This is a genomic window from Mucilaginibacter polytrichastri, from assembly GCF_001911425.1.
GTDB lineage: Bacteria > Bacteroidota > Bacteroidia > Sphingobacteriales > Sphingobacteriaceae > Mucilaginibacter > Mucilaginibacter polytrichastri.
In genome coordinates this window covers 2,550,299-2,574,790 of the sequence record NZ_MPPL01000001.1, presented here as the reverse complement: position 1 = coordinate 2,574,790, position 24,492 = coordinate 2,550,299, and the positions used below count along the sequence as shown (strand labels likewise).

The following is a 24,492-nucleotide window of genomic DNA, read 5'->3' as shown; positions in this document are numbered from 1 at the left end:
GTATTGGTTTAATTGGTTCTTTCCCAATGGGTTGTTCTACCAAATAATGGGATCATTACATAGCCCCTAATACGAATCGTTTTACCTTCGTATTTAATTTTGCACATATACACTTTTCCGTTTAACGGATCGTAAATGGTTCCATCAATATACCTGTCCTCGTCGTCAGGATCTTTTATGAAGTTGGCTAAAAGATGCAAACCCATCAATGGACGGTGTTTTAGTTTGGCATCAGGATTTTTGATGTCTGTTCGCGGCTTGCCGTTTTCATCGTTAACTACTTTTAACCAAACTATTTTGCCGTTAAACTTTCCGTTATTACCCTTTGTGATCAATATTTTGGCGGTTTTGATATCATTATACCAAACACCTTCAAGCTTATCGGCCTGGGCATGTGCTGCTTTATTAGTCAGCAAAACAACGAGTACCATCAACAAACAGTACACCGGGAAATTTTTAAAAAAGCGCATATAAATAGTAGGTTAAGTGCAATTACTAAATCGCTGGGTTTAAAAAATACGCCACGGTAAACGCGTCCGGCACCGGGTGGATGATTTAAAAGCAACATCAATTTTTCTCATTGCGAGAAAAAATCAGGAATACTGTAAATGACTTATTAATTGGTTTATCTAAAACAAATATCCTGATTGCGAACGAATAAAAAAGGTCTATATCTCGGAATCATTTGTCAAAAGTTCGGTTATTTGTTCAATGCTTTACTCAGGCGCCTTTTAATTCTTTAAAAAGGGCGACATACTCTTCCATAGCCGCTTCGGATGATGTTCCGCTTAGTTTTTTCCAGGCATCATGTTTAGCTTTATTTACAAAGTCGAACATGCCGGGCGCAGGTGTATTTGGATCGATATCGCCTTCGGTTGCCTGTTTATATAAACTATACAGTTTCAATAAAGTTTCATTGTCGGGTCGCTTGGTTAACTCCTTGCTTTCCTTGACGGCAATTTCGAAATTTTCTTTTAAACTCATGGTTATTAATTTATTATGGTCAGTTACTTAGCTTTAGTTGTGAGTAGTTATTTGGTGAGTTGTGAGTGGTTGCAAATCAGTTTACTATTTGGATTTGGGTATGTCTTCGATATAGTTATCGCTTTTTGGCGATTCCGAAAACAGGTGGCCCAACCCCTCTGGTAACAAAGTGAGCTTGCGTTTATCCATATCGATCCAGGCACCGTCTACATTAATTGAAGCCGCTTTAATGCCATCTCCCCGGTAAACTTCGTGCCTTATAGTCCAGCGCGAACCATCAGCCCGTGCACGTACCAGTTCGCAGGTTACCTTGATCATATCGCCCAGGGCAACTTCGCGCAGATAAAAAAGTTCTTCTTTAAACAGAACCGGGCCAATGCGGGCATTTAAAAGCGTTACCGGGTTTAACCCCACGGCACCCAACATATTCAGCCTGGCCTGCGCAGCAATATCTGCATAGGCCGAATGCCTCATGTGCTGGTTGGCATCTATCTGCGACCACAATACCTGGCCCTCATAAAAAACGTGCATATTGGTATTAATGATGTTCTGCTTTAAACTTCTTTACCGCTTCGGTAAGGCGGGGTAATACTTCCATTACATCGCCCACAATACCGTAGTTGGCTGCTTTAAAAAATGGCGCCTCGGGGTCTTTGTTAATCACCACAATAGTTTTAGAGCCACTAACCCCGGCCAAGTGCTGGATTGCACCCGAAATGCCCGCCGCAATGTATAAGTTAGGGCGGATAGTACCGCCGGTTTGGCCAACATGTTCGTGATGCGGCCTCCAGCCAGAATCGGCAACCGGGCGAGAGCAGGCTGTTGCTGCGCCTAAGGCATGGGCCAAATCTTCAATTAATCCCCAATTCTCAGGCCCTTTCATACCACGGCCACCGGATACTACCAGTTCGGCATCAGATAGCGGAACTTCGCCGGTAATTACATCAACCGATTTTACTTTTATACCGAAATCTTTATCTTCAAAAGAAACATTAAAGTTTTCTATAACAGCTTCTCCATCGGCTTTAACTAAAGGAAAGCTATTAGGAGCAAGCAATATCACTTTTACATCACTGTTTACATTAACAAAGGCAAACGCCTTGCCAGAGAAGGCAGATTTTTTAACGATAAAACCTTTATCTGTATCCGGGTAAGAAAGCGCACCGCTGATTAAACCTGCCTTTAACTGTATGGCTACACGGGGCGCAATGGCGCGGCCATTTACATCGTGCAGGGCTACAATTATCGGGCTGTTTTCTTGCTTGGCAGCAGCTACCAAAACGCGGGTAAAGGCGCGGGCATGCAACTCGTTCAAACGGTCGTCGGCCACGTATAAAACCTTTTGTGCGCCGTAGCCGCCCAGGTTCTTTAATTCGGTTTCTTCCACTTTTCCCGCTATAACTGCGGTGGCTGTGGTGCCCAGTTTTTTTGCTATTTCTGATGCGTATTGCACCGCTTCGAGGCTCTTTTTTTTAATAGTGCCTGCTGTGTGTTCAACTAATACGATTACTGACATTTTATTAATTTTTTAATACACATTAAATAACCTTGGCTTGGCTGTGAAGCAAGTTCACCAGCTCATCCATCTGATCGGGCGCAATTAATTTTACACTCGCTTTGGCCGGGGGTAATTCGTAATGCGTAACAGAAGTTAGAGCCGTAACAGTAGCCGGTGTAATTACTTTTAATGGTTTGGTACGGGCAGTCATGATACCACGCATGTTGGGGATACGGGCTTCAGCTACACCTTTTTGGCAGGAAATTACTACAGGTAAGTTAACTTCATCTGTTTCTTCACCGCCATCAATTTCACGTTTTACGGTTGCTGTAGTCCCGGCAACTGCAATATTGGTAGCGAAACCTATAAAGTCGGTATCCAGTAATTCGGCCAGCATAGGGCCTACGGCACCGTTGGCATAGTCAATGGATTCTTTGCCGCATAAAATCAGGTCGTAAGCCTCGCTTTTTGCATATTCGGCTATGTAATTGGCTATGGCGTACGAGTCGGTACTATCGGCATCAATGCGGATGGCTTCGTCGCCGCCCACGGCTAGTGCTTTCCGGATGATAGGCTCGGTTGCGGCACGACCAACCATAATAACATGGACAGTTTCGGCAACGCCGGTTTCTTTCAGTTCGAGGGCACGTACCAGGGCGTACCATTCGTCGTACGGGTTTAGGATAAAAGTGATCCCGCTTTCATCTACAACCGTGTTATTATCCTTTAATACAATCTTGGCAACCGTATCAGGCACCTGACTGATACAAACTAATACTTTCATTCTAATTGGTTTTAATTGGTAGATAGCACCCGGCTTAGATACCAGTGCTTCACTATATAATTACAATTTCAAAAGTAAGCGAGCCTACTAACCAAAAAAGGGCAGGAGTGCGGAGATTTTGGTCATTTTTTCGGTTGTCTGTTGTTTATGAAATTCGGCAGAGTCGGGCTGGTGCGAGCTTGTTGCTCATACCACGTTAGTGCTAAAATATAAAAAGCCCAGCACAGAGGCTATGCTGGAGTTTATAAGATCAATTAAGTTCGAAAAATTCTGTAGCTTCCGAATCCTATTATTAAGTGATGGATACCACTATGAAATCTAATAATTTTAAAATCAGACCATTTTGAAGACCACATAAACTTTACATATTCACAATTATTAAAATCTTCAATTACTGTTTCAATAACTTCAAATTCTTCAATGTTACTTTCTTGTCGAAAAGAGTGATAAACTATATGAGATAATTCGAGCTTGTAAGCAACTTCCGAATTGTTTTCAATGCAGACTACATCTACACTACATAGATTTTTATGTAAATCGAAATTATTAATCCATATAATAGATTGAACAAATTGGAGATTGAATATATTTTTCATCATTTCTATACATTCTGGATGAGTAGTTCGAGCATCGTTAATTATTCTTTTTAATTAATTTTTCAAATACGGGTGCGAGCTTGTAGCTCGTATCTACATATGCTGAACTGACCAATAACAGACAACCAAGTTAACTACTCGCTTTAACCCGATACTCCGAAGGCGAAAACCCTGTCTGCTTTTTAAAATACTTGCCAAAAGAAGATTGATCGGGGAAATGGATTTCATCTGCAACCTGGGCAATGCTTACTTCGTGACTGCGGAGCAGCACTTTGGCTTCTAAAACTACTGCATCGTCAATCCATTCGCCGGCAGTTTTGCCCGTTGCTTCTTTAATAGTTTCGGTAAGGTGTTTGGGCGATACACAAAGTTCGTCGGCATAATACTGTACGTTGCGGTGTTCCTTATACTGGCGGAAAACCAGGTTTTGGAACAGCATGTTCAACTCTTGCTTGCGGGTTTGTTTGTTTTTGATGATCACGCGTTCGTGCTCGTAAACAGCGGCTACCTCGTACAAAAGTGTGCTAAGCAGGCTGCGGCAAATCTCGGTACGGTAGGGGTGTTCTTCGCGTTGCAACTTTTGTTTAATGAGCTCGAAAACTTCGCGCATTACTTTGCCGCTTTCGGGCTCGGTATAAATAACAGGGGTTGATGCGGTTTTAAAGAAACTGAATGATTCTAGAAAATGGCTGTTAATATTATTCTCTGCTAGAAACGATTTGGAGAAAACTACAAAACGGCATAAAAAATCCTCGCTGCTATCATAGATCCGTAAAATATGGAAGGGGGTAGCCAACAGCATGGCATCGGGCTTGGCATCATAAATCTGCAGGTTCACTTCTACTTTGGCCGTACCGCGAGTACAGATACCGATAATATAGCCTTCGGAACGATAAGGATACTCACTTAGTGCGAGAAGATGTTTTTCTTCGGTGATAAAAAAATCGGTGCCTATGGACTTGTCTGCATACAGATCAACAAATTTGGGGAAACTTAACTGGGCGATTTTTTTACTCATATATATGGTAGCGGGTTTAAGATAGCCAAACATATTTAATTCTGCCGAATTTCCGAAAAATGGAATTGCAGATTGGTGGAACTTTCCACATGTTCCACCTGTTCCATATTGCAGACTTAAAAGTCATTGAGTTACTATATTTTATTATGTAAATAATTGACTATTAGAATTTTGCAATGATATTTTTATTCATAATATGTTCCACTTTTTCGTACTTTAAAGTCATATTGGTAACAACTTGTCGTCAGTGATCTGACTTTAAAGTATTGGCATGTTAGATGCCTAAATAATTTGTCCAATGGTCATTTTATACCCTATATTTCCAAATTCCGACTTTTTGACTAATATCTCCGCAGTACGACCCTTTTTTTGATGTTTAATGAACCTAATTTTATCTGAAGCGTTGTTTGCTACAAAAACCAATTATAAGCAACAAATAGCCTAACCAATTTATTATGAGAAAACTATTACTAGTGCTGCTGGCATGCCTGCCTGCACTTTCGTTTGCACAAGGCTTCCAGGTCAATTTAGAGGGCCAGAAACAGATCGGTATGGGGCATACCGGCACGGGGTTATTACAAGATGGTGCCTCTGTATTTTTCAATCCGGGGGCCATGGCCATGCTGCCCCAAAACTATATCCAGGGTGGGATAAGCCCGTTAATTTTCAAATCGGTTTTTAATCCCTCGGGCAGCAACGACCAGTTTTACACCAAAAACAAAATTGCAACACCATTTAGCTTTTACGCGGTATGGGGCCCTAAAAGCAACTGGTGGAAATTTGGTGTAGGTGTATACACACCCTTTGGCGGTTTAACCGACTGGGGCAACCAGTGGCAGGGAAAGTACGCGTTGGAAAGCCTTAACCTGAAAGCCATTTACATCCAACCTACCTTAAGTATCAAGCTGGCCGACTTTGTAAGCATCGGCGGTGGTTTTGTATACAATATAGGCAGCGTGGATTTAACCAGGGCCATCCCGGTATCCGATGCGAACGGCAACGACGGCCAGGCCCGCCTGAAAGGCACCGGCCATGGCTATGGCTGGAATGCCGGTATCTTTTTCAAAACAGAATCGGGTATAACGGTTGGTATCGATTACCGCTCTAAGGTGAATACCACCATTAAAAATGGCAACGCCATTTTTGGTGTAGCGCCATCACTGGCAGCAAATTTCCCGCAGCCCAATACTTTTACAGCTAGTATCCCGCTGCCGTCAACAACCTCTTTAGGCTTTGGTTTTTATCCGTCTAAAAGGTGGACCCTGGCAGCCGATGTAAATTATGTGCATTGGAGTGTATATAAAGTATTGGCCTTTGATTATGCGCAGAATACCGCAACCTTACAGGATACCTACTCGCCCCGCAATTATAAGGATGCGGTAAGTTTAAGAGGCGGTGCGCAATATGCCGCTTCTGATAAGCTGTTTTTACGTGCCGGTGGTGGTTATGCCACAACCGCCGTTTTAGATGGTTATGTAACACCCGAAGCACCGGATGCTAACCGTTATTATTTTACCGGTGGCCTGGGCTATAAACTGGCCAGTCGTTTAGATCTGGATGTATCATTCGAGTATGAGAAACTCCTGTCGCGTACCCAAACCAATATCGAATCGCAACTATCGGGTACGTTTAAAACACATGTTTATATCCCCGGCGTATCATTAGCTTATCATTGGTAAACCCTTATTATTTAATTAGATGAAAAACTTTAAACTATACTTATATATACTGCTGCTTACCGGCCTTTATGCCTGTAAACCCAGCGTACAAACACCGGCGCCAAGCCACGGCTCGGCCGATTTTTCGAGATACATTTCGGTAGGCAACTCGCTGACGGCAGGTTATGCCGATGGCGGCCTGTACCTGGAAGGGCAGCAAAACTCTTACCCATCTATCATTGCCAAACAAATGGCATCGGTAGGTGGCGGTAGCTTCACCCAGCCTTTGTTTGCAGATGCCCAGGCTAACGGCTCGGGTTATTTACAATTAACCGGCTTTACCGCCACCGGCTCGCCGATCACGGCATCGGTAACCACCAATTTAGCGGTAACCGGGCAAACGGCTATCCCCGGCTTTGGTAATGTAATTACGTATGCCAAATACACAGGTACCGATTTAAACAACTATGGTGTACCGGGTATTAAACTACTACACGTAACCTTAGCCAGCTATGGCAACCTCAACGGTTTTTACGAAAGACTGCTTACCGGAGCCGAAGGCACCCACAATACCGCATACCTGGATTTCATCACAGCCAAGCCTTTTACTTTTTTCTCAAACTGGCTGGGTAATAATGATGCGCTGGGTTATGCCACCTCGGGTGGTGCAGGTGATTTGCTGACCGATAAAGGTACTTTCGCTGCCCTGTACAGTGCCGTAATGACCAAACTAACTGCCAGCGGACAGAAAGGCGTGGTGGCTACCATCCCCGATGTAACGTCGATCCCATACTTTAACACGGTAACTGTGGCTGCCATCCTTGCCGGTGTGCAAAAAGCCAACCCAGCGGTGCAGGCTTTGTTTATCAATGCCAAAAGCGATGCCACGGCAGCAGGCACTACCTATGCCGCCAGGCCTGCTACGGCAAATGACCTGATCGTGCTGACCTTCCCGACAGCAAAGATCGGTACTTTGGTATCTACCCCTGCCGGTATGCTGCCTTATGGCTTAACCCCCTACAGCCCGATAGAGAACCAGTATGTACTGGATGCGAATGAAGTAGCCTTAACCAAAGATTATGTAATTGCTTACAACAATACCATAAAATCGGTAGCGGCCTCAAAAAACATAGCAGTGAATGATATGTATACCTTTTTAAACAATTTAAAGGCGCATGGTTTGGTGGTAGACGGGGTGAGCCTGAGCTCTGCCTACATCAGCGGCGGGATCTTCTCGCTGGATGGCGTACATTTAACGCCAAGAGGATATTCTGTAGTTGCTAATGAGTTTATCAAAGCCATCAATACCCAATATGGTTCTAACATCCCATTGGCCAATGTGGCTAATTACAGGGGCGTTAAGTTTCCGTAGTTTTTAGTTTATGGGTCGGTAGTCATTAACTACATGATACAGATTAATGAAATAATATAAATACGTAAGGCTACCCAAAAGGTAGCCTTACGTATTATAACAAAGTCTTGATTCTTGTCTCTTGATTCTAAATTACCACCATTTTAAAGGGAAAGTGATTTTATCGACCGAACCAGCCACCATATCGGGCTTAAAAGCATAATGGCTCAGCTGGTTTTGGTCGCTTATGCCAGAGAGTACCAGGATAGTTTTGTAACCCATTTGTACGCCTCCTTGTATGTCGGTTTCCATGGTATCGCCAATAACGGTGGTTTCGGCTGTTTCCAACCCCAGAAACTTACGTGCCGAACGCATCATTACAGGGCTGGGTTTGCCGGTTACAAATGCTTTACGGCCGGTTGCTTCTTCAATCATGGCTGTGGTAGCTGCAATGCCCAGGTTGTTCCATCCCGGTTTTTTGGGTGATGGGTCGCGGTTGGTGGTAATAAACTTGGCACCTGCCAATATCATATCTACAGCGCGCTGTACCATTTCTAAAGTAAAGTTGCGGCCTTCGCCCAGCACTACAAACTCGGGGTCACTATCCACCAGGGTTATGCCGTTTTCGTGCAGGCTGGTTAATAAACCACCTTCGCCCAGCACATAGGCTGTTCCGTTAGGGCTCTGATCGCCCAAAAACTTGCCGGTTGCCATAGCGCTGGTATAAACATGTTTGGTTTCTACAGTAATGCCAAGCCGTTTCAGCTTTCTCACCACCTCCAGGCTTGTGCGCTGGCTGTTGTTAGTCATAAAGGCAAAAGGTATATCGTTATCAAGAAGGTGTTTTATAAATTTATCAGCACCAAATATCATCTCTTCGCCGCTGTAAATAACGCCATCCATATCAATTAAAAGTCCTTGTTTCATAAGTGTTGTTTAATATTTAAGGTTCGGAGCAAAGTATCAATTCCGTATAAGATTAACAACAAGTTATTCTTGCTCCGGGTTTTTCTTGACGCAACTATACGTATTAAAAATAGATGTGATATCACCATGCCGTAAGATGTTGCCTGCTTAAAGCAGTTATTATCTAATTTGTAAATTTATAGAAGCTTAAATCCCGATGCCTTTTATTAATTTAAACTTTAGCGTTGGTATTTAAGTCATATCTTCAAATTATAAATAAGCTAATGAATTCAGGTACAGATCAAAGTAAAATCCGGAAAATTGGGTTGGCATTATCCGGAGGCGGGGTAAGAGGAGTGTCGCATTTAGGCGTAATACAGGCATTAACAGATCATGGTATTCAATTTTCTCATATATCCGGTACCAGCGCGGGTGCAATTGCCGCTGCTTTTTTTGCCGCAGGATATGCGCCAAAAGAAATTGTACAAATCATCAGGGATACCAAACTGCTAACGTTATTACGCCCTTCGCTCGGTAGTACAGGTTTAATCTCGATATTAAAAGCACGTGTTTTAATTGATAAATATATTCCGCATAATTCATTTCAAAAACTTAACACACAGGTTACTATAGCTGCAGTTGACCTGGGCGAAGGTAGGTTGGTATACTTCACCGATGGCGACCTTGATATGGCCATTTTAGCTTCTTGTTGTTTGCCGGGTATTTTCAGGCCCATCATTATTAATAACCACATGTATGTTGATGGTGGTATACTTAATAATTTCCCGGTGGAACCTCTGGTAGGTAACTGCGACCTCATTATCGGCTCGTCATGCAATCATTTGCCGGTAGTTAAAGAGATTAAATCTTTTGGTAATTTGATTGACAGGGCCGCAATGATAGCCATCAACTCGAGCCTCAATGTGCATAAAAGCTTGTGTGATGTAATTATTGAACCACATGGATTGGGTGGCTATGGCATATTTGATACCGCAGCAGCAGAGGAAATCTTTATGATTGGGTACGAAGAAGGTTTAAAAACCATTGAAGGGAACGAGAAAATTAAAGAGATATTGCTTGAGCAAAAAGGTGAAAATTTGATTTAGTGATCTGTTATCTAATTAATAGCTAAGAAAATTGCGTTTCAGTATAAAATAGAGGATTGTGCCTTTGTTTTATCTGCCTATCCTAAAAGGTAAAAGACTCTAAACTACCATTGTAACAGTATTTAAACACATAAATGTAATTTTTTCCATATCTTAATACCGTTTTTGTGGCACTGCTTAGTGCCCATTACGTTGTTAACATTATCACATTTATCTATTACTTAAGCAATGAGCGCCGACCATTCTGTCAAGCCCGTAAAAATTCATCCGTTATTAGTTGTATTAGCCGTATTAGCCGTATTTGTATTAGCCATAACCGGGTATTACCAGGAGTTAGGGCACGAGTTTAATTTCTGGGGCGCTGCTTATTCGGCATTAGGCCTTTTCTTTTTTCACCATGTAAGCGCCAAAGTTGATAATGTATTGGTTTTAATAGCAGCATATTTAGCTGCTGCAGTATTTATAGTCAGTATATTTTCGCTCATATTCAGTAAAATTTACAAGGCTTATTTAGTTGTTAAAATCAGGTTAACCTACCGGGATCATATCGTTGTATTTTCATTATCGCAAATTGGCCGTAAAATAGCGCTCGAATTGCTTAAAAATGGTTACAAGGTAATTGTAATTGAAAAAAAAGATGATCATTTTTCTTCTGAAATTAAAAAGAAGGGTGGGGTAGTATTGGCCGAAAAGGATATCAACACAGAGTTTGAAAACTCTTTCATAAGCCATGCTTCTGTATGTGTTTTGGCAGAGGCCGATGATGCGCATAACATTAAACTCGTTAATAGCCTCATCGCTTATCTGCATGGAAAACCATCTGGCCGGGTTACCAAGATGTTAGTCCACATTCATAAAACCGATAATATCAATGTGTTGAAAGACTATTTGGATATTAACAATAAACATGAGCATTATGACTTGGAAACATTTAATGTATACCAGCTTGCCGCCCGAAAAATCTACGATCAGTTTCCGCCGCATGCTTATGTTACAGATAACGAAAAAGAAGAAGAACAGGCAATTGCAATAGTAGGTTTTAACCAGGTAGCAGAAAACTTCCTGTTAGAGAATATCATCTTAAGCCATTCTCCAGCAATGACCAATTTGACCATTTATCTGCTGGATAAGAACGCCGATACAGCAGTAAGTCATTTTGCTTACAAGTATCCTTTTTATAATGAATACATAGACCTGGTTCCTGTAAAGCTTTTAAATACCAGTTTTTACGCAAACTTTGCCTGGTCTAAAAAAGAAATTGAAAAGATAAGCAAGGTTAAAATTGCTTATATGTTTGGTGATTCTGATGCCGCACTGCTTACCGCATCTACCAATTTAAGACAGTTTTTTTATGCGCAAACACTCAGCATTTCACAGATTCCAGTTGTGATTTGCCTGCCCGAAGATGCGGAGATCATTAATCTATTAGATGCAGACCACGATTACAAAGGCGGCATTAAAAGTGTATTCAGTCAGCAACTTAACATCCACCAGGTAAAGTTAATTAGTGATACCTGTACCAGTGATACCATTATTGAAGAATCGGCTTTGACAGATAAGCTCTCGAGGATCATTAATTACTACTACGCTTTAAAGTATGAGTTTGCCGGCGAGTTAAAGCAGAAGTATAATTTAAATAATGCTGCTGATGTTATTGCGGCTTTAGAGCATGATATCGTATCCATGCCCGAGACGCTGGATAGCATCAATGAAAAAGTGATAGAAGACTATGTACTTAAATATTTAACAGCTAAAACTTCAGCAAACTACAGTGAATTAAAGGCCCGGTTCTCTATCCAAAAACGCTGGAATGTTTTATCGCACCGTAAAAAGGATTCGAACAGATATGCCGCCCGCCAAATTGCTTTTAAGGTATCATCATTAAAACGCATGGGATGCTGGCCGCTTAACCGCCAAAATATACAACTGTTTTTCCCAAAGCTGGCCCCAATGGAGCATAAACGCTGGAGCGCTGAGAAAATAGTGTTCAACTTTAAATATGGCCCGCTGCCGGATAATAAAGACGAGCGCTTTATATTAAAGGATATTTTAAAAATACATGACCAGATTATTCCTTTTGATAAGCTGGACGATTTAAATCAGGAAAAGGATCTTAACTTTTTTTTACTGTTACCATTGCTTAATTCAATTAAAAATAATTAGGCCGTAAGGTATTGATCATATGAATTTTACAACGGATCTATTTATCAGTTATGCGCACATAGATGATGAGGCCCTGATCGCCAATCAGAAAGGATGGATCACGGATTTTCACAGGGCGCTGGATATCAGGCTGGCACAATTGCTTGGCCGGAGACCTGTTATTTGGCGCGACCCTGCCTTGCAAGGTAATCACGTGTTTGATAAACAGATCATTGATCAGTTTTCTAACGTCGCTATCATGATCTCTATCCTTACCCCCCGGTATGTAAAATCTGAATGGTGCGTAAGGGAGGTAAATGAATTTTATGATGCCTGCCAGCAAAACATAGGCTTTAACATTCACAATAAATCGCGGATATTTAAAATTATTAAAACCCCGGTGAGGATTGAGCAGCACCCCGAAAAGATACATAACGTTTTGGGGTATGAATTTTACAATACCGACCCGGCTACTGGCCGTATTAAAGAACTTTCCCAATCATTTGGCCAGCATATAGAAACAGCCTATTGGGATAAGCTGGATGATCTGGCGCATGACATCTGCGCTTTTCTGGAGAGTGTAGAGAACCCTGCGGAGCAATCGGGCAAGCAGACGATAGCTGCGCCCACAGGTAAAAAAGAACAAGACAAAATATTTTTAAGTGAATCCAGCTACGATACCCAGGAGTTTCGCGATAGCCTGAAACGCGAACTGCAAGACTATGGTTACCAGGTATATCCCGATAAACAGTTGCCGCTGATGGCATTGCCATTGAGTGAAAGCATTGGCCAGTATTTAGATAATTCGAGTTTATCGATACACCTTATAGGCGAAAACTATGGCATAGTACCCGAAGGGGCACAAAAATCAATAGTAGAGATACAAAATGACGTGGCTTCGGCCCACAGTTCGGCAACCAACATGCCCCGGCTTATCTGGGTGCCAGAAAATTGCGAACCTGTTGACGACCGGCAGGTGTCTTTTATTGATAAATTAAGCAGGGGGCGTGATGGCGTAACAGGCGCCGATCTGATACAAGGTAATCTCGAAGAATTTAAGAGCATTGTTATAGATAAGCTTAACTCAATTAAGCAAAAGCAAGAAACCAAAAAGGCTGACCCTGAACCAGATGAAATAACCACAAAAATAGTTTATCTGATTTGTGATATGCTGGATATGGATGCCATTAAACCGCTGGAAGATTATTTATTTGATAATGGCTACGAGGTAGTGATCCCCATTTTTGATGGTGAAGAATCTGACATCAGGGAAGATCATATCGAGAACTTAAAAGCCTGTAAGGCTGCAATTATATTTTACAGCAATGCCAATGAACTATGGCTGCGATCTAAAATGCGCGATTTTATGAAGATAAGCGGGTATGGCCGCACAGACCCACTGGCGCTAAAAGGCGTATTTATAGCCCAGCCGGATAATGCATCTAAACAGCGTTTCAGAACATTGGAGGCCGAAGTCATTAACGGGATGCAAAGCTTCCCGGAAGAGCAGTTGAAAAAACTTTTATCCAGGATTTAACAGAGGCAGTTATGATAGACAATACCGCGTTCATAAATCCTTTCCCTGGTCTTCGTGCATTTGAAGAGCATGAAGATATCCTGTTTTTCGGGCGTGAAAAACAGGTAGACGAACTATTGAAAAAACTACGCCTTGTACGTTTTCTAAGTGTTATCGGCTCATCGGGCAGCGGTAAATCATCCCTGGTCAAATCAGGGCTAATACCCGCTTTGCACAGTGGGTTTATGTCTGGCGCTGGTTCTCAGTGGAAGATCTGTTCATTAAGGCCGGGGAATGACCCTATAGGTAATATGGCCAATGCTTTAGTCAATTCGGTACTGTATGAAAATCAAACTACCGAAGAAAATCTTTTATATACATCCATTACCGAAAGCACACTTCGCAGGAGTAATTTTGGCTTAATAGAGGCTTACAAGCAGGCAGGGCTTAATCCCCGTCAAAATTTACTGATCCTGGTAGATCAGTTTGAAGAACTGTTCCGCTTTAGCAGCTATGAAAAAAAGGCCATGGAAGGCCGTCGCGATTCTGTAGCTTTTATTAACCTGCTGATTAAAGCCGCCGAACAGAAAGAAGTACCGATATACATCGTATTTACCATGCGATCGGACTTTTTGGGTGAGTGTACCCAGTTTAGGGGCTTGCCAGAGGCCATTAATGAAGGCCAGTACCTGGTGCCGCGCATGACGAGGGAAGAAAGGCGTGAGGCCATTACCGGCCCGGTTGCTGTAGGCGGTGCAACCATGTCGCCACGCTTGCTAAACCAGTTGCTTAACGATGTAGGCGACAACCCCGATCAACTGCCTATATTACAGCATGCATTAATGCGCACCTGGGAAAACTGGTATGGAGAAAACCAGGAATCAAACGACCCGGAACCGATAGACGTAAATAATTACGAACATATTGGCACCATGGCTCATGCACTTTCGCAGCATGCAGAAGAAGCTTATGCCGAGTTAAAAACTACCGGCGAAAGGCAGATTTGCGAGGTGATGTTTAAAGCCATTACAGATAAGGGTTTTAGTGTAACTGGCATCAGGCGCCCGCGAAAGCTTGCTGAGATCAGTGAACTGGCAGGGGCACAGTCAACCGATGTAATTGCCGTAATTGATATCTTCAGAAAAAATGGCCGGGCCTTTTTAATGCCGCCACAAGGTATCGAACTCTCTGATGATTCTATTATCGATATTTCGCACGAGAGCTTAATGCGGGTTTGGGACAGGCTGATATTATGGGTTGACGAGGAAAACCAATCTGCCGAGATTTACTTACGCCTGTGCGAAGCGGCAGACTTGTATGAAACCGGCAAGGGTGGTTTACTTAGAGATCCCGAATTACAGGTAGCTTGGAAATGGAAAGAAGAAAATAACCCTAACGCAACCTGGGCTGCACGCTACAATAGTTTATTTGAAAAAGCTATCATTTTTCTGGAACATAGCAAGCAGGAATACGAACTGGAGCTTACCTATAAGGAGTTGGCGCAAAAGCAAAGCCTGCGCCGTGCGCGCCGTATTACCGTTATCATTTCCATTATAGCACTGGCTGCATTTATGCTGTCCATTTATTCTTTTCAGCTTAGAAATTTGGCCACACGGCAAACTAAAATAGCCGAGAAGAAAAGTAAGGAAGCACAAAGCCAGCGTAAACAGGCTTTGCTACAACGTAAAATAGCTGTAGACCAGCAACGGCTGGCCGAGCAAAGTAAAGAAGTGGCCCTGGAGCAGAAATCTATAGCCGAAGGTGCCAAGAAAAAATCTGAGGTAAGCGAGAAAAACGCCCTGTTACAAAAAACTATTGCCGAGCAGCAAAAATCATACGCTGAGCGCCAAAAGGTAATATCCGAGACTAATGCCAAACTGGCCAGGCAACAACAAGGTATTGCCGAAACACAAACCGGCAAAGCAGTAGCTAACGAGAAGGTAGCGGTAGAGCAAAAGCAAATATCAACCCGATTGCGTGACCTGGCCGAATCAAGAAACCTGGCCTACGAATCAATGTTATTGCTGAATGACAATAAGAATGAGGAAAGCAGGCAGGGGGCACTAAAAGCCTATCAACTAAACAACGATAATAAAGGGCCACTGCAAAGCAATGATATTTACTCGGCACTTTACTTTAACTGGGTAAGCAGCATTAACAACAAAAATGTGCTGGGGCTGCACAAATACCCGGTGCGAAACATTGTAGCGTTACCACAAGCAGATCAGTTTATATCTGCAGATGAATCGGGCCGTATGTTTTTGCTGAACGGCAACAATGGTATACTACAGCCCATTACCAGTTACGACCTCAAAGAGGATGCCCGCGTTGTTGCACCTATCCCCGGCACATCAAATATACTGGTGCTTACAGCCGAAGGGAATGCTATTATCTTGCAGGTATCCGGTAATGCGATCAAAGAACTATCGCGAATAAAATTTGAAGGCATTGGCAAATCGGTACTGTTTGATAAAGGCGAATTGGTGATCATTAGTAACAAAGGTATCGCCGAATATGCACTTAACAATAACAACCTGGCACCAAAAAAATTTACACCTTCTTTTAACCTTGATGCCATTGTAGCTACCAATAACGGTATTTACCTTACGGCAGGTAACAATATATTCCTGTACAAAACGGTAGCCGATATCCCTGACAAGCCGGCAAATGAATACAGGCTTAACGCCAAGGTGCTAAGCCTGGCTGTTGACCCCAGCAATACTTACCTGGCTGCGGGGACCTATGATGGTGGCATTTGGTTAAAAAACATTAAGACAGACGGCAAAGAAGTGAGCTTCAGCTTGCATGCATCGGCAATTAATGATATACAATTTAGGCCCGGTATTACCGATGGCAGCATTCAGCTGGCTACAGCCAGCAGCGACCAAACGGTTAAATTATTAGATGTAGGTGCGGTAATGCTATCCAGAAATACAGATGATATTATAACCCTGCGCAACCACACTAAATGGGTTTATAAAGTTGCTTACAGTACTAACGGAGAAAACCTTTATACCGCAAGTGAGGATAAAAGAATTATGGGCTGGTACGCTACAATGGCCGGTATTTTCAAAGAATTGAAAAAGAACAAGAAATAATATGGTTAAAAAATTACACATTGTATTATTACTTATTATCGTATCAACTGCATATAACCGTGTATTTGCGCAGGAGTGCGGCATTACATCGATTAATGATGCAGAAGGCCTGTATAATGTTGGCAAATTTAATGAGTCGATAAGCAGGCTAAACTATTGCCTGAATAGTAAGGGCGGGCTTAATTATGATGAAAAGGTACAGGCGTATAGATTAATAGCGATGTCGTACCTGGCGATGGACTCGACAGCTAATGCCAGTGACGTGATTCAAAAAATGCTTTCCCTAAAAAGTAACTTTGAGGTTGATGCGCGAGATCCCGACCGTTTTCGCATGCAGGTAAATTTTATCCGCACACAAATGCAGGCTAATTTAACCTCATCGGTGTCAAAAAAGGCAGAGAGTATAGACCATGCACCGGCCACTATTAATATTATTACCGCCCAGGACATTTTGGATAGGGGATACACCGATATTGAACAACTATTTCATGACCTGCCTGGGTTTGATATTTCCCGTACATCCGGCTTAACCTACTCGGCTATGTTTCAGCGTGGCTATCGTACCGCAGCCAATACCGACCGTACCTTACTGCTGGTAGATGGGGTAGAGGATAACGAAATGTGGTCTAATGCTGCATTTATTACCCGGCAATATCCGTTAAGCAATATTAAACGGGTAGAAGTTATTTACGGCCCGGCATCAACCATTTATGGGGCCAACGCATTTGTGGGGGTTATCAATATCATCACTAAAAATGGCGATGATTATTTTAAGCAGGAGAACACACGAGAAGACCTTACTAAATTAACCCAGTATAAGGTTACCGGCCAGTTTGGGGCAGGTAATATGAATTCAAAATATGGCGATGTAACAGTAGCCGTTAAAAAACGGGATTTGTTTTTCTCGGTTACCGGTCGATTATATCATGCCGATGATACCGACCTTTCGTCTTACCCGGATTGGGATAGTAAATGGACTGCCAGCGAATTTGGCCCAAATCGCTATCAAAACGTATTTACCCAGCCTTATTCGCAAAAAACTGCAGACCTGTATAAAACCTATGACCCAACCGGAAAATATTATACAGTTAACAATGCCGGTACCCAGATAGTGCCAACTGCTGCAGCCATTTCAAGGGCCGATTCATTAGATCAGGCTAATTACAAAAAAGGCTACAATGGCATTAGCACCGCGTTTTCTGACCCGGTAAGAGATGGGTTTATTTCGGCCAAATTACAGATGGGCGATTTTAAGATTGGCCTCGAATATCAGCGCTGGTCAGAAGGAGCATCGCCCGATTACAATGATAAATACTATGCAGTAAGTTCGGCCCTCACCAATTGGGAAGTGCGCCAGAAGTTTTTATACGTGAGGTATGATCGTAATTTATCCGAGCGTTTATCTTTCTCAGATTTTACTTATTTCCGAACAAGTGATTTTGGCCAAAATTCGGTTACCACCCGTTATTATGGGTATGCCAATGCCGGGCTTGGGTTCCAGGATTTTTTGGCAGGCACAACACCTTATTTTAAGTCCAACTATTTTTCAGAACAATCGCAGCAGTTTCGTACAGAGAACAGGGTAAACTATGTTATTAACGAAAAAACGGACATAAACTTGGGTGTCGAACTACGTAATGGACTGTTTCAGGGCGATTATGTAAATTCGGCTGTTGCCGATCCTATTAATACAGGTGTTACGGCGGCGGGTATCAAAGGTGGCAATTATTACTCCATTTTTGATGCCGGTGTATATGGGCAGGCCAGCTATCAGGATAGGCCACGAAAACTGAACTTATCTGCAGGCGGCCGTATGGATCATAACCAGATCAACGGCAAGTATGGCTATGGTACCGTATTTAACCCACGTCTTTCGGCTGTATATTACCCCGGTAAATTTGTTTTTAAAGCTATTTACAGCGAAGCGTTTCTTGATGCATCGGTCTATAACAAATTTGCAACCTCGTCGGCCCGTTTGGTGAATAACCCAACGCTTACCCCAGAGCGGGTTAAAAACCTTGAATTTACTGCCAGGTTTACGCCTTTTGTTAAAAGTTATATTGAGGTAGCCTATTACAATGCACGCTACAGTAATATATTGGGTACTGTAAATGTGGATACGCTGGGCGTAAAAACTACACAATACCAGGCTATCGGTAAATCGCACATACAAGGTGTACAGGTTACCGCAGAGCATTACATTACCAGCCATATTTCATTGTATGCCAATTGTACCTTTACAGATCCTAAAAGCCAGGTTACTACCAATGGGGAAAGCAAACTTGTCAGGATTGGTGATATTTCCAGCTTCTCTTCAAATGCCGGCGTTAACTGGCGCACGCTGCATGATAAACTTAATTTAAACCTGCGGGCAAACTTTGTGGGCGATAAGCCGGTGGGTGTAAATACAACCATTAGTGGCAGCCCGTATACAGAAACACCGGGGTATACGCTACTTAGTGGTGCTGCAAGTTATGCCATAACCAAAATGTTAACCTTTCAATGCAGTTCAACCAATATTGGCAACATCCTATATTATTCGCCGGGTGTAAGGGCTGCAAGTGGCGTTCAAAGCTCAAGGGTACCTCAACCGGGCCGTATTGTTTTTCTCAAACTAATAGCTAACCTGGGCAACTGATTATGAAAGGGCTCAAAGCTTTATCCAGGTTTATTGCTGTCAAGCCCGAAGAAAAGCAAGCCTTCAGGCAGTTGTTTTTGCTGTCGTTATTTACCGGCATATCTATATCGTTTTATTTTGTTGCGGTTAATACTTTTCTTATTCAAAAAACCAGTGTATCTAACCTGCCATATGCCTACATTATTTCGGGTACTGTAGGTTTCTTTCTTATTAAATTATATCAACACAGGCAAAAGCATACCAGCATTATCAGAAGTTATTGCGAAAGTATTGGCTCTTTTAGTGTGGTTTGTATCCTTATTTATTTTGCTTTTGTGCGTTATAGCAGTAACCCGGCGCTAGGTGTGTATGTGGCCTATCTTGGTTTCCTGTTCAATATGCCGTTTACCATTATTTTTTCGTTGGGATTTTTTGCTATTTGTGCCCGCATGTTTAACCTGGCGCAAAGCAAACGCCTATTGGCATTGGTGGGTACAGGCGAAATTGTAGCATCTATATTGGCCTATCTGATAGCACCCGGAATTATTCGCATTACCGGCGCCACTGTAAACCTGCTATTAATATCTGGGATATGCATTTTATTTACTTTTATACCTCTGTTTTTTATAAACAAACATAGTCGCGAAAAATTGAATGATGCTATGGCAGTATCAGGCAGTATCCCTAAAAAGATAAATATTGCATTCTTTTTACGGGATAACTTTTATTTACTGATAGCTGCTGCAACTGTATTTTCTGTAGCTGCCATTTATTTTGTTGATTATGCCTACCTCGTATCTGTGCGTTTTATGGCTGCCGAAACCAGTATTGAAATTGCTGCCATTGTATCCGTATTTTTTACTATTGTTAAAACAGGGGAGCTTACCTTTTCAATATTGTCTGGCTCGGTGCTAAGCTCAAAGGGAATAAGGTTTTGTATTCTGTTGCTTCCGCTTATTTTGAGCGGTTGTTTTCTGATGGCATTTTTCTCGGGCTTTGTGTTGCAAAACTCCATTTTTTTGGTGGCGTTTATCTTTTTGGCAAAATGGAGCGAACGCGTAATCCGTAAGGGGATATCTACCCCGGCAACCAAGGTACTTTACCAGGTAACAAGCCGGTCTGAGCGGATGCAGATAGAAGCCAATATTGAAGGTTTACTTAACCAGGTTTCTACCGTATTAACCGGTGTTTTGCTCATTGTATTTTCCCGCCTGTTTTCATCTAAAGATCCGATGTTGTTTTTAAGCGTCATTGCGGGCATCTGCTTTGTTGCATTTGTAACGTGGCTGGTAATTAGCCTGAAACTCTATGATAGTTACAAGAAAAAAATAAAGGAATACCTTAACCAGCTTAAATACAATGCAAAAGCAGATAGCCCGGCATATAGTGTAAAACATCATTACGAGCCGGTAGCTGATGCGGATTTAACATCTACGGCATATCCATTAATGCAGGAAGTAATTGGTAATGCCATTAAACTTATTAATGAAAGCAGTTTATCCTTGCGTACTATTTCGTTTTATAATCCTTCAATTATCCACGCGGCAGATGATAGTGAGATGCTGCACCGTAAGCTGATTAATGCTTATTTTGTGAATGAGAATTTTTTCAGCAGGTTGTGTATTATCCGTTTTTTGGGTTCATCAGCTATCAACTTGCGCTTGTTTAAGGAGCTTTGGAAAATATCTGATCTGGAATTAAAACTGGAGTTGATATCTGTTTACAGTAAAGGTGACAGGGCCGATGCTGATGTTTTTTATTTTGAGAGTTTATGCGAAGATTTTGCCCGGGAACTGGTTTGGGTAATGAGCACAGAATATGACCTGGCCGGGCTCAACAATCAAAGCCTTACCTACGAGCTTAAGTTACATGAAGCCAAAATAAGCGCAGTTTTATTTGCACTGTTGAAACTAATTTACGAGCCTGCATCTATCCAGGTAATTGCAGATATAATGGGCAGGGAGGGGCAGAGTGCCGAAAATCAATTCTTTGCACTCGAATTGCTGGATAATATTTTAAGTAACAGGCTAAAGATATTGTTGGTACCCGCATTTGAACCACTTGCCTTTGACCAGAAAATTGATAACCTGAGAAAAGTATTTTCAGTTTATACGTTAGGCAGCGCAAGGCGATTAAAAGATATTTTAATGAAAGATTATAAGCTGATTAATCCGGCTATTAAAGAACTTGCTTTAATCAATTACTACGCGCTAACCGCCGACAATAAAATATTGGATGCCTTTAGCCATAATAAACTAAAGAATTTGAATTTAAGGGCTACCGAACTCATGAATACAGAAAAAGGACATGGGGCAGGTAAAAACAAAATGTTTGATGAACTAATTGGTAGTTATCAGCTTAATAAGGCGCAAGTGGCCTGCTTGTACAATTGGGGCTTAAATTGGTACTTAGCTAAAAAAAGCAGACCAAATACAGCGGGTATCAACAAAAAAGAAAGCAACCCTTATCTTATCAATATGAATTTGGGTACCGAAGACAATGTGATTATAGACGGTTTGGCAATGGCATTACTAATATCCTGAGTGATCCGGTGCATAACCGATCATTAAAAACCGATCGCCTCGCTGTTCGTTGATATTGAAATTTTCAAACACATTCATGTTAAGGTTTTTAGATGCGTCGCTTATCCGTTTAACTTCATGGTCAGAGTAATTGGTTTCTGTGGCTACAGAGCGTAATATAAACGGATGCTGGCTATCTTTAATAGTAGTCGGAAATTTTTCTGCCACTATTTTTTCTGCTATTTGTTTACCCTTTGCATTATAAGCACCTTCCATATCGGGCTGAACCAGGTAAGCGTGTTTATTAAACCAGTAATAAACAATTGGGGTGGCGGTTGTCCACCATAGCATTATTTTTTTACCTTGATTTTGTTCCTTCAGGCGGCAATCATGCATCAGTTGCAGGTATAGGGATTTAACTAAACCTTTGCCTTTATAAGTTTCGCTACAAGCGCTTAAACCCAGGTAATAAGTAAATTCTCCATCAACCGGCTCGTAATTGACCATAAAAAAGGCAAGCAGCTCTTGTTCTTCACCTCGAATAATATAAATATCCCTGTTGTGATTTACTTCCCTTTCAATCAACTGCATGTTTGATTTGTAACTAGGGACAGTTAAATCCAAAATATCCTGTATAAGTGCTTTATCCTCTTTAAAATTAGTGATAAAAACTATTTTGTGGGTCAATACTTCTGCTTCCATACAGTGTAAGTTGATAGCTTATGGTTTTGGTTGATTATCAAATATATACGATATAAATATATGGAATTTAACTACATAATCCCAGTAGTTTAGAATAGGGTACTAAATTTTTACATAGTAACTGTTTAATGAGTTATTATTGAGCAAAGTGGTAATTTAATTAGTTGTAGTATATTAATAGGTGTACATGATTACATGTTGGATACTGTATTCATTTACAGGTATCCGCACATGCCGGCCCTGATGATCCTGATCTCCGTTCATCCGGCGTTGCTCCACCCATTTGTCTTTGATAAAAGAACCCTCATCAATACTTAAAAATCCGGCTTTCCTGGTTTTATCTACGGGTTCAAACGTAATAACGGTACCTGTGCCTGCCACGTAATACTCATTGGGCGAAACTTCAATAATTATTACACCAGCTTCTGGCCATATTTCATTCTTTGCTTCCGGCGACCAGCCTAATTTATAATCGTGGGTTGCCGTTAAAATGTAATTGCCTAAAGTAACTTGCTGTACTGTACTTGCTTTGTCGATCAGGAAACCTTTTACTGCTGCCCTTGGCTGATATTTGGTGATTAACGGTGTAAGCTGTTGTAGAATCTCATAAGCCCTACCAATAGGCTCTTTTGCAGGAGTATTGGTTGATTCTATAGAGAAAGGCGAAAAGCTTAAGCAGTTATAATTGCCGAAAGCAAAAAATGCCTTAGCATCAACACCCTGTTCAAATCTTATTTCGGGCGTAAATAACGGGTTGGGAAGCCTGGTGTAAAGATCGCACCAATATTTAAAATCGGGATTGTAAAAATCGGGGGCAAGGATATCTACTGATGGTGCACCTGCTTTCCAGATATCCATTACGTGTGGTAACGGGCCTGCACTTGGATATTCTCCCGGTTTAGCACCTTTCTTATTTAACGCAGCATTTAAATATACAGGCAGATTATAAACCTTTTTGCCGGCAGTAGCTATTTCGTTTACAAAGGTTGCAAACTGCCAGGCCATAAAAATTTCATCAGCAGCCAGACTTTGCCCAAATACTTTCGACCAGTTTCCAGCTGTTTGGCTGCCATTTGCTTTCCATACCGAGTCGATTTCTGGCAATAGGGTAGTACTGTTGCTTTTTAAATAGGTGGATAGTTTTTCGGGTATGGCAGCTTCAAATGTTTTATTGGCTATCTCGTCATGATTACGTGCATCAGGCAGCATCCCGATTTCGTTTTCTACCTGCATCATAATTACAGTATGATTTTTACTGTCGATATCTTTTAAATGCTGTAAGAGCCTCACATAGGCGTGCTTATCTGCCTCAAGGTTATTTTTGCTAAGCGGGTTTAAAATCTCATGCTTACTGCCGGAACGATCTTCAATACGTGGAAATTTTTGCGAATTTAATTTAACCCAGGCAGGCACATAGCACGACATGCTATTTTTCCATGTACCAAACCATAACAAGGCCAGTTTCATGTTATTTAGTCGGGCATTGATAATTAAATCATCAACCAGGGTAAAATCAAAATTTCCTTCTGTAGGTTCCATCAGTTCCCAGTATACGGGGGCAAATACTGTATTTAGATGCATGGCCTTTAGTTTTGGCCATATAGTTTTCATATAGGTGCTGCTGGATGCACTGGAGTTGCCGAGTTCGCCGCCTAATATTAAGAACGGTTTATTGTCTACAATAAATTGAAAATTATTGCCAGACTTAATAATACGTGGCATAGAACTTTCAACGCTGCTTTGTGCCCGCAGGCTAGTAATGCATAACAACCACAAGGCAATAAAAAAGCATGCGTGTTTCATATTTAGGATAGGTTATAACTTGGAATGATTTGATTAAAGATGTGCCGAAAGATAAATGATAATTGCCTTGAATGCAATCGATTCTGTAAATCTACAATCTGACATGTTTATTTTTTCTGAAATATGCGGGTCATCGTTCCTGGTTTAAAAATGAATACATCCTGTTTATACCACTATAACAATAATAGTTC

17 protein-coding genes are annotated in these 24,492 nt (G+C 41.7%); 8 read left to right on the top strand and 9 right to left on the bottom strand.

The annotated features are described in order from the left end of the window. Window positions 1-8: 8 nt before the first annotated feature. The 6 genes from RG47T_RS11045 to RG47T_RS11015 form a co-directional block, all read right to left on the bottom strand. Entirely contained in the window at window positions 9-470 is a 462-nt protein-coding gene (locus tag RG47T_RS11045) for a DUF2147 domain-containing protein (RefSeq protein WP_074489522.1), read from the bottom strand. Window positions 471-720: 250 nt separating this feature from the next. Next, window positions 721-984: an acyl-CoA-binding protein gene (locus tag RG47T_RS11040; protein ID WP_074489521.1), complete on the bottom strand. Its 264-nt coding sequence runs from the start codon at window positions 982-984 to the stop codon at window positions 721-723. 84 nt (window positions 985-1,068) lie between these two features. Continuing rightward, complete coding sequence (locus tag RG47T_RS11035; RefSeq protein WP_074489520.1) at window positions 1,069-1,515, bottom strand: acyl-CoA thioesterase; 447 nt, start codon at window positions 1,513-1,515, stop codon at window positions 1,069-1,071. Window positions 1,516-1,522: 7 nt separating this feature from the next. Then, the gene (locus tag RG47T_RS11030) at window positions 1,523-2,500 is read right to left on the bottom strand and encodes an electron transfer flavoprotein subunit alpha/FixB family protein (protein WP_074489519.1); all 978 of its coding nucleotides are present in this window, start codon (window positions 2,498-2,500) and stop codon (window positions 1,523-1,525) included. A gap of 22 nt (window positions 2,501-2,522) precedes the next feature. Continuing rightward, window positions 2,523-3,266, bottom strand: coding sequence for an electron transfer flavoprotein subunit beta/FixA family protein (locus RG47T_RS11025; protein WP_074489518.1), 744 nt, complete (start codon window positions 3,264-3,266; stop codon window positions 2,523-2,525). Window positions 3,267-3,992: 726 nt separating this feature from the next. Continuing rightward, window positions 3,993-4,880, bottom strand: a complete 888-nt coding sequence (locus RG47T_RS11015) for a helix-turn-helix domain-containing protein (protein ID WP_171972515.1) — start codon at window positions 4,878-4,880, stop codon at window positions 3,993-3,995. A gap of 455 nt (window positions 4,881-5,335) precedes the next feature. Between RG47T_RS11015 and RG47T_RS11010 the strand changes: the two genes are divergently transcribed. Both RG47T_RS11010 and RG47T_RS11005 read left to right on the top strand, forming a co-directional pair. Beyond that, entirely contained in the window at window positions 5,336-6,559 is a 1,224-nt protein-coding gene (locus RG47T_RS11010) for an OmpP1/FadL family transporter (protein WP_074489515.1), read from the top strand. A 19-nt stretch (window positions 6,560-6,578) separates the two neighbouring features. Continuing rightward, entirely contained in the window at window positions 6,579-7,910 is a 1,332-nt protein-coding gene (locus RG47T_RS11005; RefSeq protein ID WP_074489514.1) for an SGNH/GDSL hydrolase family protein, read from the top strand. 132 nt (window positions 7,911-8,042) lie between these two features. On the opposite strand, the gene RG47T_RS11000 is transcribed toward RG47T_RS11005, so the two are convergent. Further along, window positions 8,043-8,816 carry an HAD-IIA family hydrolase gene (locus RG47T_RS11000; RefSeq protein ID WP_074489513.1) on the bottom strand — a complete coding sequence of 258 codons (774 nt, stop codon included), beginning with the start codon at window positions 8,814-8,816 and terminating at the stop codon, window positions 8,043-8,045. A 263-nt stretch (window positions 8,817-9,079) separates the two neighbouring features. On the opposite strand from RG47T_RS11000, the gene RG47T_RS10995 reads away from it, so the two are divergent. The 6 genes from RG47T_RS10995 to RG47T_RS10970 all read left to right on the top strand — a co-directional run bounded on the left by RG47T_RS10995 (window position 9,080) and on the right by RG47T_RS10970 (window position 21,817). Continuing rightward, window positions 9,080-9,901, top strand: a complete 822-nt coding sequence (locus tag RG47T_RS10995; RefSeq protein WP_074489512.1) for a patatin-like phospholipase family protein — start codon at window positions 9,080-9,082, stop codon at window positions 9,899-9,901. Between the two features lie 228 nt (window positions 9,902-10,129). Next, window positions 10,130-12,064, top strand: coding sequence for an NAD-binding protein (locus RG47T_RS10990; protein ID WP_074489511.1), 1,935 nt, complete (start codon window positions 10,130-10,132; stop codon window positions 12,062-12,064). Window positions 12,065-12,083: 19 nt separating this feature from the next. Beyond that, window positions 12,084-13,580: a DUF4062 domain-containing protein gene (locus tag RG47T_RS10985; protein ID WP_074489510.1), complete on the top strand. Its 1,497-nt coding sequence runs from the start codon at window positions 12,084-12,086 to the stop codon at window positions 13,578-13,580. 11 nt (window positions 13,581-13,591) lie between these two features. Further along, window positions 13,592-16,657, top strand: coding sequence for an nSTAND1 domain-containing NTPase (locus tag RG47T_RS10980; RefSeq protein WP_074489509.1), 3,066 nt, complete (start codon window positions 13,592-13,594; stop codon window positions 16,655-16,657). A gap of 1 nt (window position 16,658) precedes the next feature. Next, a complete protein-coding gene (locus RG47T_RS26975) occupies window positions 16,659-19,295 on the top strand; it encodes a TonB-dependent receptor plug domain-containing protein (protein ID WP_074489508.1) in 2,637 nt (878 codons plus the stop codon). Window positions 19,296-19,297: 2 nt separating this feature from the next. Then, the gene (locus tag RG47T_RS10970; RefSeq protein ID WP_074489507.1) at window positions 19,298-21,817 is read left to right on the top strand and encodes an MFS transporter; all 2,520 of its coding nucleotides are present in this window, start codon (window positions 19,298-19,300) and stop codon (window positions 21,815-21,817) included. Here RG47T_RS10970 and RG47T_RS10965 read toward each other — a convergent pair. After that, window positions 21,806-22,498 carry a hypothetical protein gene (locus RG47T_RS10965; protein ID WP_074489506.1) on the bottom strand — a complete coding sequence of 231 codons (693 nt, stop codon included), beginning with the start codon at window positions 22,496-22,498 and terminating at the stop codon, window positions 21,806-21,808. The genes RG47T_RS10970 and RG47T_RS10965 overlap by 12 nt on opposite strands. A gap of 174 nt (window positions 22,499-22,672) precedes the next feature. Then, the gene (locus tag RG47T_RS10960) at window positions 22,673-24,301 is read right to left on the bottom strand and encodes a GH35 family beta-galactosidase (protein ID WP_074489505.1); all 1,629 of its coding nucleotides are present in this window, start codon (window positions 24,299-24,301) and stop codon (window positions 22,673-22,675) included. Window positions 24,302-24,492: the final 191 nt, after the last annotated feature.